This is a genomic window from Nocardiopsis sp. JB363 (genome assembly GCF_900143625.1).
Taxonomy (GTDB): Bacteria; Actinomycetota; Actinomycetes; order Streptosporangiales; family Streptosporangiaceae; genus Nocardiopsis.
In genome coordinates this window covers 52,076-68,447 of sequence record NZ_FRFF01000072.1, presented here as the reverse complement: position 1 = coordinate 68,447, position 16,372 = coordinate 52,076, and the positions used below count along the sequence as shown (strand labels likewise).

16 protein-coding genes are annotated in these 16,372 nt (G+C 66.2%); 13 read left to right on the top strand and 3 right to left on the bottom strand.

Annotated elements, in window-relative coordinates:
- Positions 1-248 precede the first annotated feature (248 nt).
- The 7 genes from pyrF (at position 249) to BQ8420_RS11065 (ending at position 6,651) form a co-directional block, all read left to right on the top strand.
- Positions 249-956 (top strand): orotidine-5'-phosphate decarboxylase, encoded by a 708-nt coding sequence (gene pyrF / locus BQ8420_RS11095; RefSeq protein ID WP_087098051.1) that lies wholly within the window; start codon positions 249-251, stop codon positions 954-956.
- 391 nt (positions 957-1,347) lie between these two features.
- Positions 1,348-1,671 carry an integration host factor, actinobacterial type gene (gene mihF / locus BQ8420_RS11090; RefSeq protein WP_017546565.1) on the top strand — a complete coding sequence of 108 codons (324 nt, stop codon included), beginning with the start codon at positions 1,348-1,350 and terminating at the stop codon, positions 1,669-1,671.
- A gap of 321 nt (positions 1,672-1,992) precedes the next feature.
- Positions 1,993-2,583: a guanylate kinase gene (gene gmk / locus BQ8420_RS11085; protein ID WP_087098049.1), complete on the top strand. Its 591-nt coding sequence runs from the start codon at positions 1,993-1,995 to the stop codon at positions 2,581-2,583.
- Between the two features lie 139 nt (positions 2,584-2,722).
- Positions 2,723-2,989, top strand: coding sequence for a DNA-directed RNA polymerase subunit omega (rpoZ, locus tag BQ8420_RS11080; protein ID WP_087098047.1), 267 nt, complete (start codon positions 2,723-2,725; stop codon positions 2,987-2,989).
- Positions 2,990-3,104: 115 nt separating this feature from the next.
- Positions 3,105-4,307: a bifunctional phosphopantothenoylcysteine decarboxylase/phosphopantothenate--cysteine ligase CoaBC gene (coaBC, locus tag BQ8420_RS11075; protein WP_087098136.1), complete on the top strand. Its 1,203-nt coding sequence runs from the start codon at positions 3,105-3,107 to the stop codon at positions 4,305-4,307.
- A gap of 287 nt (positions 4,308-4,594) precedes the next feature.
- On the top strand, positions 4,595-5,788 hold the full coding sequence (gene metK, locus BQ8420_RS11070) for a methionine adenosyltransferase (RefSeq protein WP_087098045.1): 1,194 nt from the start codon (positions 4,595-4,597) through the stop codon (positions 5,786-5,788).
- Positions 5,789-5,970: 182 nt separating this feature from the next.
- Entirely contained in the window at positions 5,971-6,651 is a 681-nt protein-coding gene (locus tag BQ8420_RS11065) for a DUF11 domain-containing protein (RefSeq protein WP_087098043.1), read from the top strand.
- A gap of 72 nt (positions 6,652-6,723) precedes the next feature.
- Here BQ8420_RS11065 and BQ8420_RS11060 read toward each other — a convergent pair whose 3' ends face one another.
- Entirely contained in the window at positions 6,724-7,956 is a 1,233-nt protein-coding gene (locus BQ8420_RS11060) for a DUF349 domain-containing protein (protein WP_087098041.1), read from the bottom strand.
- A 459-nt stretch (positions 7,957-8,415) separates the two neighbouring features.
- Here BQ8420_RS11060 and BQ8420_RS11055 point away from each other — a divergent pair, with 459 nt between their 5' ends.
- The 4 genes from BQ8420_RS11055 (at position 8,416) to cmoA (ending at position 13,796) form a co-directional block, all read left to right on the top strand.
- A complete protein-coding gene (locus BQ8420_RS11055) occupies positions 8,416-9,093 on the top strand; it encodes an MBL fold metallo-hydrolase (protein WP_087098039.1) in 678 nt (225 codons plus the stop codon).
- A 385-nt stretch (positions 9,094-9,478) separates the two neighbouring features.
- Entirely contained in the window at positions 9,479-11,251 is a 1,773-nt protein-coding gene (aspS, locus tag BQ8420_RS11050; RefSeq protein ID WP_087098037.1) for an aspartate--tRNA ligase, read from the top strand.
- Between the two features lie 210 nt (positions 11,252-11,461).
- The gene (locus BQ8420_RS11045; protein ID WP_160049295.1) at positions 11,462-13,075 is read left to right on the top strand and encodes a ThiF family adenylyltransferase; all 1,614 of its coding nucleotides are present in this window, start codon (positions 11,462-11,464) and stop codon (positions 13,073-13,075) included.
- On the top strand, positions 13,068-13,796 hold the full coding sequence (gene cmoA / locus BQ8420_RS11040; protein WP_087098033.1) for a carboxy-S-adenosyl-L-methionine synthase CmoA: 729 nt from the start codon (positions 13,068-13,070) through the stop codon (positions 13,794-13,796). The genes BQ8420_RS11045 and cmoA overlap by 8 nt, the downstream gene beginning before the upstream one ends.
- A gap of 49 nt (positions 13,797-13,845) precedes the next feature.
- Here cmoA and BQ8420_RS11035 read toward each other — a convergent pair whose 3' ends face one another.
- Both BQ8420_RS11035 and BQ8420_RS11030 read right to left on the bottom strand, forming a co-directional pair.
- Positions 13,846-14,052 (bottom strand): DUF397 domain-containing protein, encoded by a 207-nt coding sequence (locus BQ8420_RS11035; protein WP_087098031.1) that lies wholly within the window; start codon positions 14,050-14,052, stop codon positions 13,846-13,848.
- Complete coding sequence (locus BQ8420_RS11030) at positions 14,049-14,885, bottom strand: helix-turn-helix transcriptional regulator (protein WP_087098029.1); 837 nt, start codon at positions 14,883-14,885, stop codon at positions 14,049-14,051. The genes BQ8420_RS11035 and BQ8420_RS11030 overlap by 4 nt, the downstream gene beginning before the upstream one ends.
- Before the next feature lie 114 nt (positions 14,886-14,999).
- Here BQ8420_RS11030 and BQ8420_RS11025 point away from each other — a divergent pair, with 114 nt between their 5' ends.
- Complete coding sequence (locus BQ8420_RS11025; protein WP_087098027.1) at positions 15,000-15,329, top strand: hypothetical protein; 330 nt, start codon at positions 15,000-15,002, stop codon at positions 15,327-15,329.
- 118 nt (positions 15,330-15,447) lie between these two features.
- Positions 15,448-16,254: an RNA-guided endonuclease IscB gene (iscB, locus tag BQ8420_RS11020; protein WP_369825497.1), complete on the top strand. Its 807-nt coding sequence runs from the start codon at positions 15,448-15,450 to the stop codon at positions 16,252-16,254.
- The last annotated feature ends 118 nt before the right edge of the window (positions 16,255-16,372 follow it).

The following is a 16,372-nucleotide window of genomic DNA, read 5'->3' as shown; positions in this document are numbered from 1 at the left end:
TCTGAGTGGCCGAATGGCCGCTCCCGGCATCTGAAGCAGGGTTCGGGGGTAACGTCCGCCTGCGGCCGACTGGAAGGCCGTTACAGGGAAGTGACGCGGATCGGGTGCATGAAGCGCTCGATCCAGGGAATCGCACACCATGCGGTGTGCACATGACAGTGGATGTGCATTCGTAAGCACGTTCGTAAGAACGGCGGCGAGTGCCGGACCCCGGGCTCCGGCCGGGTCACATGATTGGAGAGACCGACATGACCGCTCCTTCCGCGCCCATCGCCGTCGCGATCGATGCGGGCGACATCGAGACCGCGGCCACTTGGGCCTCCGCCGTCGCACCGCACGTGAGCACCGTGAAGGTGGGTCTGGAGTTGTACCTGCGCTACGGGCCCGAGGTGATCAGCGCCGTGCGCGGGGCCAACCGCGTCGGTGTCTTCCTCGACCTGAAGCTGCACGACATCCCCGCCACCGTCGCCGGCGCCGCGCGCAGTGTCGCGGGGCTGCGTCCCTCGTTCCTGACCGTGCACGCGAGCGGGGGAGCGGACATGGTCCGGGCAGCGGTCGAGGCCGCCCCGGACACCGAGATCGCGGCGGTGACGGTACTCACCTCCATGGGAGAGACGGACCTGGAGCAGGTGGGGCTGCTCGGTCCGGCACGGGACGCGGTCCGGCGCCTGGCGGCGCTCTCGGTGGGCGCGGGAGCGCGCGCACTGGTGTGTTCGCCACAGGAAGTGGCGTCGGTCCGCGCAGAGGTGGGCCCGGACGTCACCCTCATCACCCCGGGCGTGCGCCCGGCCGGTGCGGACAAGGGTGACCAGTCCCGGGTCGCGACCCCGGAGGAGGCGATCGAGGCAGGGGCGGACCTTCTCGTCATCGGTCGCCCGATCACCCGTGCCGCGGATCCCGGTGCGGCGGCGGCCTCCATCGCGGCGGCCGTTCGGCGCGCGGGGGCCCGTGTCTGAAATCCGGCGGCCGGGCCCGGGGTCGCTGCGCTGCGCGGACCCCGGCCCGACCGTACGGACCGGTCCCGGTTCGTCGCATCCGCCCCATCACCCACAGTTGCGGGTCACAGACGGTGATCAATTAGGCGTGTCCGAAACCCCGGAGTCATGGCAAAGGGTGACCCGCGTCACCCCTGCGTGACCTGCGCTGGTCGGACGCTTCGCCCCCTCGGTAATCGGGACGAAAGTCCTGGTTTTCGTCTCCGACCGCAATTGATCGACTACTCTAGGTAGTTCCTTCAATGAAATAGCCGTTGAAAGGGCACTTTACGTTGCCTAACAGGGGTCGGACCTACTAACTTGCGCAGGCGTCCGCCCTCTACAAACGAGTAGAAATCCGAGGTGACCCGGCGTGGCCCTTCCTCCCCTCACACCCGAGCAGCGCAGCGCGGCTCTCGAGAAGGCCGCCAAGGCCAGAAAAGAGCGCGCTGAGGTCAAGAACAAGCTCAAGAACGGCGGGATCTCGCTGTCCGAGGTGCTTTCCAACGGCCTCAAGGACGACGTCATCGGCAAGATGAAGGTTTCGGCTCTGCTGGAATCCCTCCCCGGTGTCGGCAAGGTCCGCGCGAAGCAGATCATGGAGCGGCTCAACATTGCTGAGTCGCGCCGTGTCCGGGGTCTGGGCACCAACCAGCGTGCCGCCCTGGAGAGCGAGTTCGGTGACCTCACCAAGTAGTGCTCGGTAGTACGGAGCAGATAGCCGAACACCGGACCTCGCGTCCCCCACAGACGCGTGAAGAGCCCCCGCATCCGGTGGGGTCTCATCGGTGAGAAGCAGGATCCGAGGCCGCGGCCGGCGGACAAGGAGTGGGCCCCAGGTCACACTCCGTCCGTCGCGCCGCGGCCCGGTGGTATAAAGGGATCTCCCGCGAACGTACGCGGCACGTCTTCGGCGGCCGCGTGAGCAATCCGCGCGGCACCGTGCCGGACCCGGCCGGTCCCGGCGGACCGATGGCCCACCGCGCGGCGAACACGCCGAATGGAATCCTGATCTCACATGCCTGCGCAGAACGCGGACCCCGCCCGCCCCGTCGCGAAACGGCTGACCGTCCTGTCCGGACCCTCGGGCGTCGGTAAGAGCACGGTGGTCGCGCACCTGCGAGAGGTCGACCCCGACGTGTGGCTGTCGGTGTCGGTGACCACCCGCGCCCCCCGCCCCGGTGAACGGGACGGCGTCCAGTACCACTTCGTCTCCGACGAGGAATTCGACCGCCTCGTGGCCGCCGACCAGTTGCTCGAATGGGCGCAGTTCGCCGGCAACCGCTACGGCACCCCGCGCGGCCCGGTCCAGGAACGCCTCGACACCGGCACCCCCGTCCTGCTCGAAATCGAGCTCCAAGGGGCCCGCCAGGTCCGCGAGTCCATGTCCGACGCCCTGCACGTCTTCCTCGCCCCGCCCTCCTGGGAGGAGCTGGTGCGCAGGCTCTCCGGCCGCGGCACCGAGAGCGAGGAGGTCATCCAGCGCAGGCTGGAGGCGGCCAAGATCGAACTCGCCGCCGAGAAGGAATTCGACACAACCCTGGTCAACACGTCCGTACAGGACGTGTGCGACGAGCTGCTAGCGTTGATGACCGAACCCAAGGTGTGATAGCAGGGCCGGCAGCGGCCGCGCCGGATATCGGCGGTGGCGCCCACCCGTCTCACCGGGGTTTTCGAGAACCATTCCATCCATCCAACCAACGTCACGGCTTTTCGACGAGCCGCAGACCGTCTCTGGGGGTAACGAAGTGGCTGGTACCGAGCCCGTCGCCGAAGGCATCACCAATCCGCCGATCGACGACCTGCTGGAGTTGGTGGACAGCAAGTACAGCCTGGTCACCATGGCCTCCAAGCGGGCCCGTCAGATCAACGCCTACTACGCCCAGCTGGGCGAGGGCCTGCTGGAGTACGTCGGCCCGCTGGTGGAGACCCAGGTCCAGGAGAAGTCCTTGTCCATCGCCCTGCGCGAGGTCAAGTCCGGCCTGCTCACCGCGGAGCCCTTCGAAGGCCTCTGAGCCCGAGAGCGGGTTCTTCAGGCTTCATCGCGCCCGTCGCACACCCCACCCGGGGCGTGCGGCGGGCGCGTCCTGGTAGAACACTGATGTGAGTGACACAGAGAACGTTCCCCAGGTGGTCCTCGGCGTCGGCGGTGGCATCGCCGCCTACAAGGTGTGCGAGCTCCTGCGCCGTCTGACCGAGTCCGGCCATCGAGTCCGTGTCGTACCTACCGCCTCCGCCCTGCGTTTCGTCGGAGAGCCGACCTGGGCGGCCCTGTCCGGGCAGCCCGTGGAGACCGGTGTGTGGGATCAGGTGCACGAGGTCCCGCACGTACGCATCGGCCAGTCCGCCGACCTGGTCGTCGTGGCCCCGGCGACCGCTGACCTCATGGCGAAGGCCGCCGCCGGGATCGCCGACGACCTGTTGACCAACACCCTGCTCACCGCCCGCTGTCCGGTCGTGTTCGCTCCGGCGATGCACACCGAGATGTGGGAACATCCCGCCACCCAGGACAACGTGGCCACGCTGCGCTCGCGTGGCGCCATCGTCCTCGACCCGGCCGTGGGCCGGCTGACCGGGGTCGACACCGGCCGTGGTCGACTCCCCGAACCCGCCGAGCTGTTCGAGGCGGCCCGTCTGGTCCTGCGCCGCGGGGCCACCGAACCCGATCTGTCCGGCCGGCGCGTGGTCATCTCCGCGGGCGGCACACGTGAGGCCATCGACCCGGTGCGTTTCATCGGAAACCACTCCTCGGGGCGACAGGGCTACGCTCTGGCCCGCACCGCCGCGGCGCGCGGCGCCGACGTCACGTTGGTGGCCGCCAACGTCTCCCTGCCGGATCCGGCAGGTGTGCGTCTGGTGCGGGTGTCCTCCGCCGTGGAGCTGGCCGAGGCCATGGAGACCGAGCGCGAGGCGGCGGACATCGTGGTGATGACGTCGGCCGTCGCCGACTTCCGTCCAGTCACCAGCGCCGCGTCCAAGATCAAGAAGTCCGGTGCGGCCCCGGCCCCCATCGAATTGGTCGAGAACCCCGACATCCTCGCCGGTCTCGTCACGACCAGGGAGAGGGAGGGCGACGACCAGACCATCGTGGGGTTCGCGGCCGAGACCGACGACGTGATCGCCAACGGCCGCGCGAAGCTGGCCCGTAAGGGGTGCGACCTGCTCGTGGTCAACCAGGTCGGTGGCGGACGCGCCTTCGGCACCGAGGACAATCAGGCGACGGTCCTGGCCGCCGACGGTGCCGTTGTGGACATTCCCACCGGCCCCAAGGAGGACCTCGCGGACCGGGTGTGGGACCTGGTGGTCGAACGCCTTCCAGAGCGATCCTCCTGAGAGCGTTCGTGCCCGGTACCGGCGGGAACACGGTCTCCGTCGAGGTGAACGCGAGAAAATCCCCATGTCGCTACGCTAGATTCCTACCGTCGAGTACGGCACACTTCGAACGGGCCCCGTGTGCGACCTGCCAGGTCGACCAGCGGGCGACCATCCCCACTGCTCCCGTTACAGTGGACGAATAACCAACCCCGTCGGTCGGCATTGACCACCCCCGGCGCGCAGCCGGGGCGAGCCGGACCGCACCGACCATGTCAGCCAGCAGCCGCTGCAAGGAGTCACGCAACGTGTCCCGCCGCCTTTTCACCTCCGAGTCCGTCACCGAAGGCCACCCCGACAAGATGGCCGACCAGATCAGTGACGCGATCCTCGACGCGATGCTCGCCACCGACCCCGCCAGCCGGGTCGCGGTCGAGACGCTGATCACCACCGGTCAGGTCCACATCGCGGGTGAGGTCACCACCCAGACCTACGTCGACATCCCCGCCATCGTGCGCGAGAAGATCCTCGAGATCGGATACGACTCCTCCGCCAAGGGGTTCGACGGTGACTCCTGCGGGGTCAACGTCTCCATCGACGCGCAGTCCCCCGACATCGCCCAAGGCGTCGACACCGCCTACGAGGCGCGTGTCGAGAACGAAGAGGACGCCCTCGACCGTCAGGGCGCGGGTGACCAGGGTCTGATGTTCGGCTACGCCAACCGTGAGACCCCCGAGCTCATGCCCCTGCCCATCAAGTTGGCGCACGCGCTCTCGGAGCGGCTCGCGGGTGTCCGACGGGACGGCACGGTGCCCTACCTGCGCCCCGACGGCAAGACCCAGGTCACCGTCGAGTACGAGGGTCAGACCCCGGTCCGCCTGGACACCGTGGTGGTCTCCAGCCAGCACTCCGCCGACATCAACCTCGAAGAGATGCTGACCCCGGACATCCGGGAGCACGTCATCGAGCCGGTCGTGGCCGCCTACGGCCTGGACGCCGACGACTACCGTCTCCTGGTCAACCCGACCGGTCGCTTCGAGATCGGCGGCCCGATGGGCGACGCCGGTCTGACCGGCCGCAAGATCATCGTCGACACCTACGGCGGCTACGCCCGCCACGGTGGCGGTGCCTTCTCCGGCAAGGACCCGTCGAAGGTGGACCGTTCGGCCGCCTACGCCACCCGCTGGGTCGCCAAGAACATCGTCGCCGCGGAGCTGGCCGAGCGCGTGGAGGTCCAGGTGGCCTACGCGATCGGCAAGGCGCACCCGGTCGGTGTGTTCCTGGAGACCTTCGGCACCGAGCGGGTCGCTCCGGAGCTGATCGAGAAGGCCGTCAAGGAGGTCTTCGACCTGCGTCCGGCCGCCATCGTGCGCGACCTGGACCTGCTGCGTCCGATCTACTCCAAGACCGCCGCCTATGGTCACTTCGGCCGTGAGCTCAAGCAGTTCACCTGGGAGAACACCGACCGCGCCGCCGCGCTGCGGTCGTTCGTGGGCGCCTAGACTCGCGTAAGCGCCTGGACACCTGGGCACTCCGAGAGGGGGCGCCCGACCGCGAGGGGCGTGCGCCCCCTCGGTGCGTCCATGGGACATTTCCCCGCATGCCTCCCACGCTCGATGACTACACAGTGTTACAAAGTACGTACTTCGAGTCATTGGCGCGATGCTTCGCGAGGGAGAACACCATGGCCGTGCCATCGGCGGTGTCGGCGGTCGGACTGGCCGTACTGATCGCTCTTCCCGGGCAACCGGCCCCGGAGGACGAGGAGGGGCCGGTACCCGGAGCGGGAAGCCTGCACGTCACCGTCGGTGAGCGCTCCGAGGAGCACCTCCGGATCGGTGACCGGATCGAATACACCATCAGGGTGCGCAACGCCGGCTACGACGCGGTACCCGAAGCCCAGGTCGTGCAGTTCCTGCCGGAGTCGATGCGTTACGTTTCCGGGGCCCCCGAAGGCGTGGAGGCGGGCCAAGGCGTCTGGGACATCCCCCTGGAGCCGGGCCAGCGGCACGTCCTCACCGTCACCGCCGAGGTCACCACCCTGCCCGAGCAAGGCGTACAACCGGTCTCCACCGTCTGCATGCGCCCCGCCGCCGACGCGCGGCTCGCCTCCTGCACCGCCAGCGTCCACCGGGTGCACCGCGAGCTGCCGATGGCCTGGGTGGTCGCCGGCGTGGCGCTGGTGGTGGCCCTCGCCGCGGGGGTCGGCGGATACCTGCGCTACCGGGGCTCGCGTGGACCACGAGTCGAACCGGAGCCACCGAACGACCAGGCCCCGGATCCGGTGCCCGACGTCGACCCCGACCCCGTTCCCGACCCCGCCTCCGACCGCGCGCCGGTCTACCACCTGGACGCGCACCGCTGAGTATGTGGCGCACGCGAACGGGCCGCACCCCGGTGGGATGCGGCCCGTGACGGGTCCTCGCGGCGAGGGGCCTCAGCTCATGTCGTCGAGTGCCTTCTCGGCCTCGGTCAGCCAGGAACGGCGCGCCTCCAGGGCGGCCTCGTGCTCCTTGATCCGACGCTCGTCACCCGCGGTCCGGGCCTTCTCCAGCTTGGTCTCCAGACCCTGGATCGCCGTCGACAGCTGGTCGACGGTGTCCTTGGCACGGGCGCGGGCCTCGGGGTTGGTGCGATCCCACTCGGCGTCCTCGGCCCGGCGCACACCCTCCTCGATCTGCCGGAAGGAACCCTCCAGCTTGTCGCGGACATCGCGGGGCAGCTCGCCGGCCTCCTCCCAGGCCTCCTGGAAGTCACGCAGGCGGGCGCGGGCACGGCGCGGGTTCGTGATACCCGGGATCTCCGCCTTGGCCTCGGCCAGGATCTTCTCCTTGGCGTCGGCGTTGACCCTCAGTTCGGCGTCACGTTCGGCGAAGGTGGCGTTGCGCGCGTCGAAGAAGGTGTCCTGGGCGGCCTTGAACCGCGTCCACAGCTTGTCCTCGCTGGACCTGTCCGCGCGGCCACTGGCCTTCCAACGCTGCATCAGGTCCCGGTAGGCGCGGGCGGTGGGCCCCCACTCGGTGGAACCCGACAGTGCCTCGGCCTCCTCCACGATGCGCTCCTTGTCGGTGCGCACCCCCTCGCGTTGCTGGTCCAGGTTGGCGAAGTAGGTCTTGCGCCGCTTGGAGAAGGAGTTGCGCGCCGCCGACATGCGCTTCCACAGCGCCTGCTCGGTGGGGCGGTCGGCCCGAGGGGCCTTCTTCCACTCCTCGATCAACTGGAGCATGCGCTCGCCACCGGACTTCCAGTGGGTCGTCTCGACGGCGACCCGTTCGGCCTCGGCGACGATCCGTTCCTTGATCTCGCGGGCCTGGCCGCGAGCCTGCTCCTGAGCCTGCTTCTGCTCGACCTTGCGCTCCTCGGCGCGGCCGGACAGCTTCTCCAGACGCTCCATCAGCGCGTCCAGGTCACCGACGGCGTTGGCGTCCTTGACCGCGTCGCGGAGCTTGTCGATGCTGCTCATCGCGGCTGAGGCGGACAGGTCCGTGCTGCGGAGCCGCTTTTCGAGCAGCCCCACCTGGGTCACGAGGGCGTCGTACTTGTTCCGGTAGAAGGCCAGGGCCTCCTCCGGGGCACCCGCCTGCCACGATCCGACGACCCGCTCGCCATCACCTGTGCGCACATAGACCGTGCCGTCGTCGTCTACGCGGCCCCAAGGGTCCGTGGTCACCGTGTCCTCCTGCTGTCGTGAACCAGGCCGGGCGGGGCCGGGTTCGGGTCGTCGCGGCGGTATCCGGGCCTCTTCGTGAGGGGAAGGCCACCGTGCCCTGCACGATATCCCCACGTTCTGGCGGACAACGACGCGCCGTGTTCAACGTCTACGCAGATCTTTCGGGTCTGCTTTCGTCCTCCTGTGGTCGGCCCGGGCCCGGCACCCCGGAAAGGAGGCGCAGGTCGAGGGCCCCGACACACACGACGACGGTGACCAATATGGCATTACCACGCGGTTCCGCAAAGAGCCCGGGCATGCGCGGTGATCGAATGGTGATCAAACGCCTTCCGCCCTGTGCTTTTCGGTTCGCCGCTCCTCCTCCCTCTCGGTAGGCTCTGTACCCGACCGGTTCGTGTGCCCCGCACCCGGGCCGATCCCTTCCGGACCACGACAAACCAGGACAGGACGACCGCTGCCGTGCTCATCGCCGCTCTTCCCACCGGGCCCCTTGCCGCGAACTGCTATGTGCTCGCACCGGCCCCGGGCGGCGATTGCGTCATCGTCGACCCCGGGCAGGAAGCCACGGTCCAGGTGGCCGAGGTCTTGGCCGAACACGACCTGACCCCGGCGGCGATCCTGCTCACACACGGACACTTCGATCACGTGTGGTCGGCCGCCGAACTCGCCGAGGCCCACGGGGTCCCGGTGTACCTGCACGTCGAGGACCACGGCCTGCTCACCGAACCCGCCGCCGGAGTGGACGCCGGTTTCGCCGCGCAGTTGCAAATGCTGCTGGGCCCCGGCCCCTACCCGGTCCCCGCCGACCTGCGTGAGTTGAGTGGCGGCGACACCCTCACCCTGGCCGGGGTGGAGTTCGGTGTCGAGCACACCCCCGGCCACACCCCGGGTTCGGTCGTCTACACGGTGACCGCCGAGGATGGCGTCCCGGTCATGTTCGCCGGTGACCTGGTCTTCTCCGGATCCATCGGCCGCACCGACTTCCCCGGTGGCAGCACCGACGCGATGAACCGCAGTCTGGCCTCCGCGGTCCTGGACCGCCCCGACGCCACTCGGATCCTGCCCGGGCACGGCCCGGCCACCACCGTGGAGCGCGAGCGCGCCACCAACCCCTACCTGCGCGATATCGCTGGCTGACCCGGTCTTACGCGTCGTGGAATTTCCTATCTTCAGAGATATGGTTTCCTTCCAAGCCTTGGAATATTCCAGCATGCTGGCGTAGCGTTTCGAGTGCCGTCGATCCCGGCGGTGTTCGATACAGCCCGAGGAGAGCCGCATGCGCCGTATCTCGATGACCCCGGTCCGCAAGGTCAAGGGCAGCACCACCGTGGTCGCCAACTAGCGGCCGGGATCGGACCCCCGGGCCTTCGGGGGTCCGTGTGCCACTTGAACCAGGAGGCCAGGTGGCGTGGTTGGCGGTAGGATCCCAGTTGTTCAAGGGCATGCCATGCCTTCAGCCGGACCCGGCCGCGGGCTCCCCGGCATCCTCACCCAGCCGTGTAGTTAGTGGACTTGGTAACTCATGCATCGTTACAGGACTCATTCGTGTGGTCAGCTCCGTAAGGAGCACGTCGGGCAGCAGGTGCGCCTTTCTGGCTGGGTGCACAACCGCCGGGATCTCGGTGGTCTGCTCTTCGTCGACCTGCGCGACCACTACGGCGTCACGCAGCTCATGGCTCGCCCCGAATCCCCGGTGTTCGAGGAACTCAGCCGAATCTCCAAGGAATCGGTGATTCAGGTCACGGGCGAGGTCTCTGCGCGTAGCGCCGGGAACATCAACCCGAACCTGCCCACCGGTGAGATCGAGATCGAGGCGGCGGAGGTGGAGATCCTTGGAACGACCGAGGAGCTTCCCCTCACGGTCTTCCCCGAGGACAACACCTCCGAAGAGCGTCGCCTGACCTACCGCTTCCTGGACCTGCGTCGTGAGCGGATGCACCGCAACGTCATGCTGCGTTCGCAGGTCGTGGCCGCCATCCGTAAGAAGATGACGGACCTGGGCTTCAATGAGTTCCAGACCCCGATCCTCACCAGCTCCAGCCCTGAGGGTGCTCGCGACTTCCTGGTCCCCTCGCGCCTGCACCCCGGCGAGTTCTTCGCCCTGCCCCAAGCGCCGCAGCAGTTCAAGCAGCTCCTCATGATCGCCGGGTTCGACCGGTACTTCCAGATCGCCCCCTGCTTCCGGGACGAGGACAGCCGCGCGGACCGTTCGCCCGGTGAGTTCTACCAGCTCGATGTCGAGATGAGCTTCGTCGAGCAGGAGGACGTCTTCGAGGTCATCGAGAAGGTCATGACCGACGTCTTCCGCGAGTTCTCCACCGGTTGGGAGATCACCTCTCCCTACCCGCGCATCGCCTACCGGGACGCCCTGGAGTGGTACGGCACCGACAAGCCGGACCTGCGAGTACCGATGAAGATGCTCGACGTCACCGCGCTGTTCGACAAGACCGACTTCCGCGCCTTCGCCGGTAAGAAGGTCCGCGCCTTGGCCGTGCCGAACGTGGGCGGGCAGCCGCGCAAGTTCTACGACGGCATCGGCGACTTCGCCGTCGAACAGGGCGCCAAGGGACTGGCCTGGCTCAAGGTCGGGGAGAACAACGAACTCACCGGTCCCATTGCCAAGTTCGTCACCGAAATCTCTGACGAGCTGTTGACCACCCTCGGCGCCGGTCCCGGTTATGGCCTGTTCTTCTGTGCCAGTGAGGACGAGGCCGAGATCAACCGGATCATGGCCCCGGTCCGTGTCGAGGCCGGTAAGCGCGCGGGCCTGGCGGAGGAGAAGGTCTACCGCTTCTGCTGGATCGTGGACTTCCCGATGTTCGAGCGTTCCGACGAGGGCGACATCGAGTTCAGCCACAACCCGTTCTCCATGCCGCAGGGCGGGATGGACGCGTTGCTCAACAAGGACCCTCTGGACATTCTGGCCTGGCAGTACGACATCGTCTGCAACGGTGTGGAGTTGTCTTCCGGCGCGATCCGGAACCACTCGCCCGAGATCATGTACGAGGCCTTCGAGATCGCCGGCTACGACAAGGACGCCGTCGAAGCCGAGTTCGGCGGCATGCTCAAGGCCCTGAAGTTCGGTGCTCCGCCTCACGGTGGCATCGCTCCTGGCATCGACCGGATCGTCATGTTGCTGGCCGATGAGCCCAACATCCGCGAAACCATCGCCTTCCCGCTCAACCAGAACGCCCAGGACCTCATGATGGGTGCCCCCGCGGCCGTCTCTGAGAAGCAGCTGAGTGACGTGCACATCCGAACGGTCATCCCTCAGGGAGACAAAAAAAGGAGCTAGATGAAGCTTTGGCTGCCGCCCTACCTCTCGATTCGTCGAACCGATGGTGGTCTCCGCATAGGGACCCTTCCACCGAACGCGTGGCACCTTGAGGAACCACCCGAGTTCCTCATTCCGTTGCTCCAAGGCTGTATTCGGCCAAGGGAACGTGAAGGACTGGTAGAGGCGGCAGCCGAGCTTTCCGGCTGGACACGGGCCGAATGCACAGCGATGATCGCTGACCTGGAACAGGCCCGTGTCCTTGTCCCCGCACCCGAAGACCGTGGCCGGTACGACCGCCACGGTCTTTTCTTTCAGCTCATGGGGGTCGACGAGGGCGCGCAGGAGCGGCTCTCCGAGGTCACGGTGGGTCTGGTGGGTATGGGTGGAATCGGCACCCATGTGGCGACGCATCTGGCCGCCGCCGGGGTCGGACGTCTGGTGATGTCGGACGGTGACGTGGTGGAGCTGTCCAACCTCACCCGGCAAACGCTCTTCAAGGAGAAGGACGTCGGCCGACTCAAGGTCGACGTCGCGGCGGAAAGACTGCTCGAACTCCGTTCGGACCTGGAAGTGGTCACGATCCCCGAATCGTTCACTTCTTCCGATCTGGCGGGGCGGGTGGCCGCGCGATCGGACATCGTTCTACTGTCCGCCGACCGTCCGGCCGACGTTCACCTCTGGACCGGTCGCGCCTGTCAGAGCCGGGGGATCCCGTTCAGTGCCTCGGGATACATCGAGGGGCACGGCAGTGTGGGGCCCTTGCTTCTGCCACCGAGGACACCTTGTTTCCCTTGCAGCCAAGAGCAGGCCGAGAGTCTTCCGGAGACGGAGGAGAACACAGGCGACAGCGTTTCCGTGCAGCCAACACTCGACGTTGAGCTGAACCCTCACTGGCAGGCCCCGAGTTTTGGACCCCTGAACGCTCTGGTGGCATCGGTACAGGCCAATGAGGCGATCCGGTGGCTCTTGGGGCTCCCCGCGGTGACGGAAGGACGCCGGATGCTCATTGACTCCCGTTCGTACGACACCACCTGGGAGGAGTTTCGTCAGCGCGACGCCGGCTGTTCCGTATGTGGAGAGAGCACGAAGGCGGATTGGGAGGGCATCGCGGCTCAGTACGCGGAGGAACGCGAAGTGCATTCCTTCAACGCGGTTCTGCTCGATCCTCTCGTTCCCGAACTCGTGGGGTCGATCCAGGGGCAAAGGGTGGCAGACGTAGGTGCGGGCTCCGGGCAGGTCACGGATCGACTCGTGGCCCTGGGAGCGAACGTTGACGCTTATGAGCCAGATGGGGCGATGGAGCGGATCCTTCGTGACCGTGTCCAGGGGTGGGAGAAGCGCGTTGAGGTGCATCGTGCCGGTCTGGAGGCCCTCACCGAGGCTGAAGGACGCTACGACACTATTTGTTGCCTCAACGTCCTGGACCACATCGCCGACTTGTCGGCCAGTGTTCGGAGTCTTCACTCGGCGCTCAAACCCGGGGGCCGTCTCGTGCTGTCGCTCCCACACCCGATGAAGGATCGCGGCGGTTGGTACAAGGTTCCCGGCCCACAAGGGTGGGAGTACCGGCACTACGTCCTCGATGACTACTTCGTCGAGGGGGAATGCCTGAAGGATCGAGAGGACCGGCACGGCGAGGTCAGGATCCGAGGGATTCGAACCCACCACAGGACGATGTCCAGGTACTTCGAAGAGTTCATCGGCCAGGGGTTTCTCGTGCGTCGAGTGCTGGAACCAGAGCCCGACGAGCTGATCGCGGAACGAGATCCCGTCATCTTCGACAAGTCGAGCCGCATCCCCTACTTCCTGGTCATGGTCTTGGAGAGGAGTCTCGATGCGTGACGAGATCTTCGTGGACAGGACCCAGGTGGGCGACTTCGTCTTCGATGAGGGTGTGGCGGACGTCTTCGACGACATGCTGGACCGCAGCATCCCGTTCTACGACGAGATCCAGAGGATGTCCGTCGAACTCAGTCGAAGCTTCCTCGAAGAGGAGGGTGGGACCGTCTACGACGTGGGTTCCTCCACGGGGAACACGTTGGTCCGACTGATGAAGGCGATCTCTCCGAAGACCCGGGTGAAGTTCGTGGGTGTGGAGCCTTCGGCCGCGATGCGGGCACGGTGTCGGGAGAAGATTCGAGCGGAGGGTCTCGGCCACGAGGTCGACATCCTTGAGGATTCGGTGGAATGTCTGCCGGATCTCCCCGGTGCACGAGTCGTCATCATGCTCTTCACCCTGCAATTCGTTCGACCGCCTCAGCGCGACGCGGTCCTGGCGAAGATCTGTGCGTCCATCGAACCAGGCGGGGCGTTGCTGCTGGGGGAGAAGGTGCTTGGAGACGACAACGACCTCTCCCGGGTCTACATCGACCTCTACCACGACTACAAGGAGCGCAGCGGCTACTCCCGGACCGAGATCGCGAAGAAGCGGGAAGCCCTGGAGAACGTCCTCGTTCCGTACCGTGTCTCGGAGAATCGTGACGCACTGCTCAAGGCGGGGTTCTCTCGGGTGGATGAGGTGTTCCGCTGGTACAACTTCGTCGTCTACCTCGCGGTGAGATAGACGAGGGCGGGGCACCGATTCGGATGCCCCGCCCCGTTCGGTCCGGATGTCAGGCCTGGACGCCCTCTACATCGAACACGTCGAAGTCGAACTCGCCGTTACGTGCACCCTGGAGGAACGCACGCCACTCCCCACGGGTGTACACGTGGGCGGGACGTTCGGGGTGCTTGCTGTCCGTGACGTGAAACTCGTCGCCGACCTGCTCCACCTCCACGCACTCCCCCTTCTGCCCGCTGAAGCTCGATTTGATCCTCACGAGTACTCCTCGACGTACTTCTCCATCAGCTCACGGGATTCTTTCACACTCAACGCGAAGCCCAGCAGGCTCTCGAAAGCACGAGCGGAGGTGGTGACCTCGGTGGGTTTGTCCAAGAACAGCTCACCCACGGTGGTCTCCACGTAGACCACTCGACGATCGTCACAGTCGAGCAGGGTCAGGCCCCCTACCGCGGCCGGGTGGGCGCCTGCGGAGAACGGCACGATCTGTACCGAGGTCTGTGCTTGGCCTGAGACGTTCAGAAGGTGCTGGACCTGTTCCCGCATCACCTGTTCGTTTCCCACGATTCGGCGTAGTGCGCCCTCGTCCATGAGGGCCAGGAGACGAGGGCTTGCCTCATGGGAGAGGATCTGCCGCCGTGCCATGCGCAGTTCAAGGCGCCGCTCGACCTCTTCGTCGTCGAGCTCCTGCGGGCCGTACAGCAGGATCTGACGCGTGTACTCGGGGGTTTGCAAGAGCCCCGGGACGATCACCTGATAGGTCCGGATCTCCGAGGCGTCCACTTCCAGGTCCAACAGGGCCGCGTATTCGGGCTGTAGGAGATCGCGGTAGGGATGCCACCAACTCGGCTGTTCCGCGAGACGGAAGAGTGACATGACCTCCTGCCGAACGTCATCTGAGGCCTCGTAGATCTTGAAGAGCTGGTGAAGCACCGCGCGCTTGGGGATGCGCTCGCCTCGTTCGTAGCGTGCGAAGGACCCTTGGAGGGTCTCCAGGTGGTCGGCCACCTGGGCCTGTGTGAATCCCGCCTGTTTGCGGATCTCAGCGAGCTTGCGGCCGAGCCGGTGCCGCCGGATGTTCACCTGAGCCATCGAACTCCCCGCGCATCGTGTGAGCCGGATTGAATCATATCTATCAGATATTCCAACTAGGTGGATTAATCCATGTTACCGTAAGATCCTGGAGCTGCTAAGAGGAGTGACTTCGTGGATGCTTACCTGCTCTCTGCCGTCTGGGCCTCACCGAAACCGAAGGAAGCCCCTACCTTCCTCACCCTGGTGACCCATCACCTGAAAGGGGAGATCCCCTCTGGCAGCGGGCTCTACCGGTGGACGATCGAGGAACTGTCCAGGGGCTACGAACTGGGACTGTACAGCTCCAGTCACGTCGAGCTCGGTGAGGAGGGCGAGGAGCTCGTGTGCCATCGCGAGGAGTTGCTGTTGTGGGACGGCTCCAGTGTGGCCAACCGTGAAACCCGTGTCTTCCGGACGGAAACGCGCATCGAGACGCCTTACGTAGCGGGATCCTCCGCCTGATGGGTGGAAGCTTCACGTCCCAAGGGGCCGGGGCCGCCGTTACCAGCACAAGCCGATACGAGTTCAGAGGTGACTGATATTGGCTACGTTCCGTAAAGGTGGGAAGACCCACCAGGCCGTGCTTCACCAGCGGCCTGCTCTGGAATCCGAATCAGTAGACACCCCCGGGATCAGGGACGAAACGGGGTTCGGAGGCCACTCCACGGCAGCCGTTGCGGGACATGTGCGAGGTGAGACCGGAGCCGCCGCACCTGGCGGTGCCGGCGTTACCCCTGACTTCATCGAGGTCGGGGAGAAGCACCGTGAGGTGCACCCTTCCGTGTTCGTGATCGACAGACATGGACGCCCGTTGGATCCGTGCCGTCCGGCCCGGGCCAGAAAGTTGCTCAAGGCCGGACGGGCGGTCGTGCATCGACGAACACCATTCGTCATCCGGCTCAAGGACCGTGAACTCGCCGAGTCCGAAGTGGAGGGTTGTGAGGTCGGAGTCGATCCTGGATCCAAACACACGGGGATCGCGGTATTCGCTGCACGCTCCGGTGTGAGGCATAGCCGGTTCGCCCTCGTGATCGAGCATAGAGGCAGGTGGATCCGCCAGAAGATGGAGCGACGCTCCAGCCTGCGAAGAGCGAGGCGCAGCCGGAACCTGCGCTACCGAGGGCCTCGATTCCACAACAGGCGTCGGGCGCGTGGCTGGCTCCCGCCCTCGCTCCGGCATCAGGTGGAGAGTGTGGCGAGTTGGGTGGAGCGGATAGCTCGATGGGTGCCGGTGAGGACGGTCCACATGGAGTTGGCGCGGTTCGACACTCATGCTCTGTCCGCGGGGCGGCCCTTGGAAGGTGTCGAGTACCAGCGCGGAACGCTGTATGGGTTCGAGGCGCGCGAGTATCTTCTGGCCAAGTGGGATCGAAGCTGTGCCTACTGAGGTGATCTCAGTAACTGGGAATCGGCAGGAAATGGACAATCAAGACGAGAAGTGCATTCATGGGTGAACTTCCGTTCCCCTGACACAGACGTGGAGCCCCAGGTAGAAGGCGAGGTGT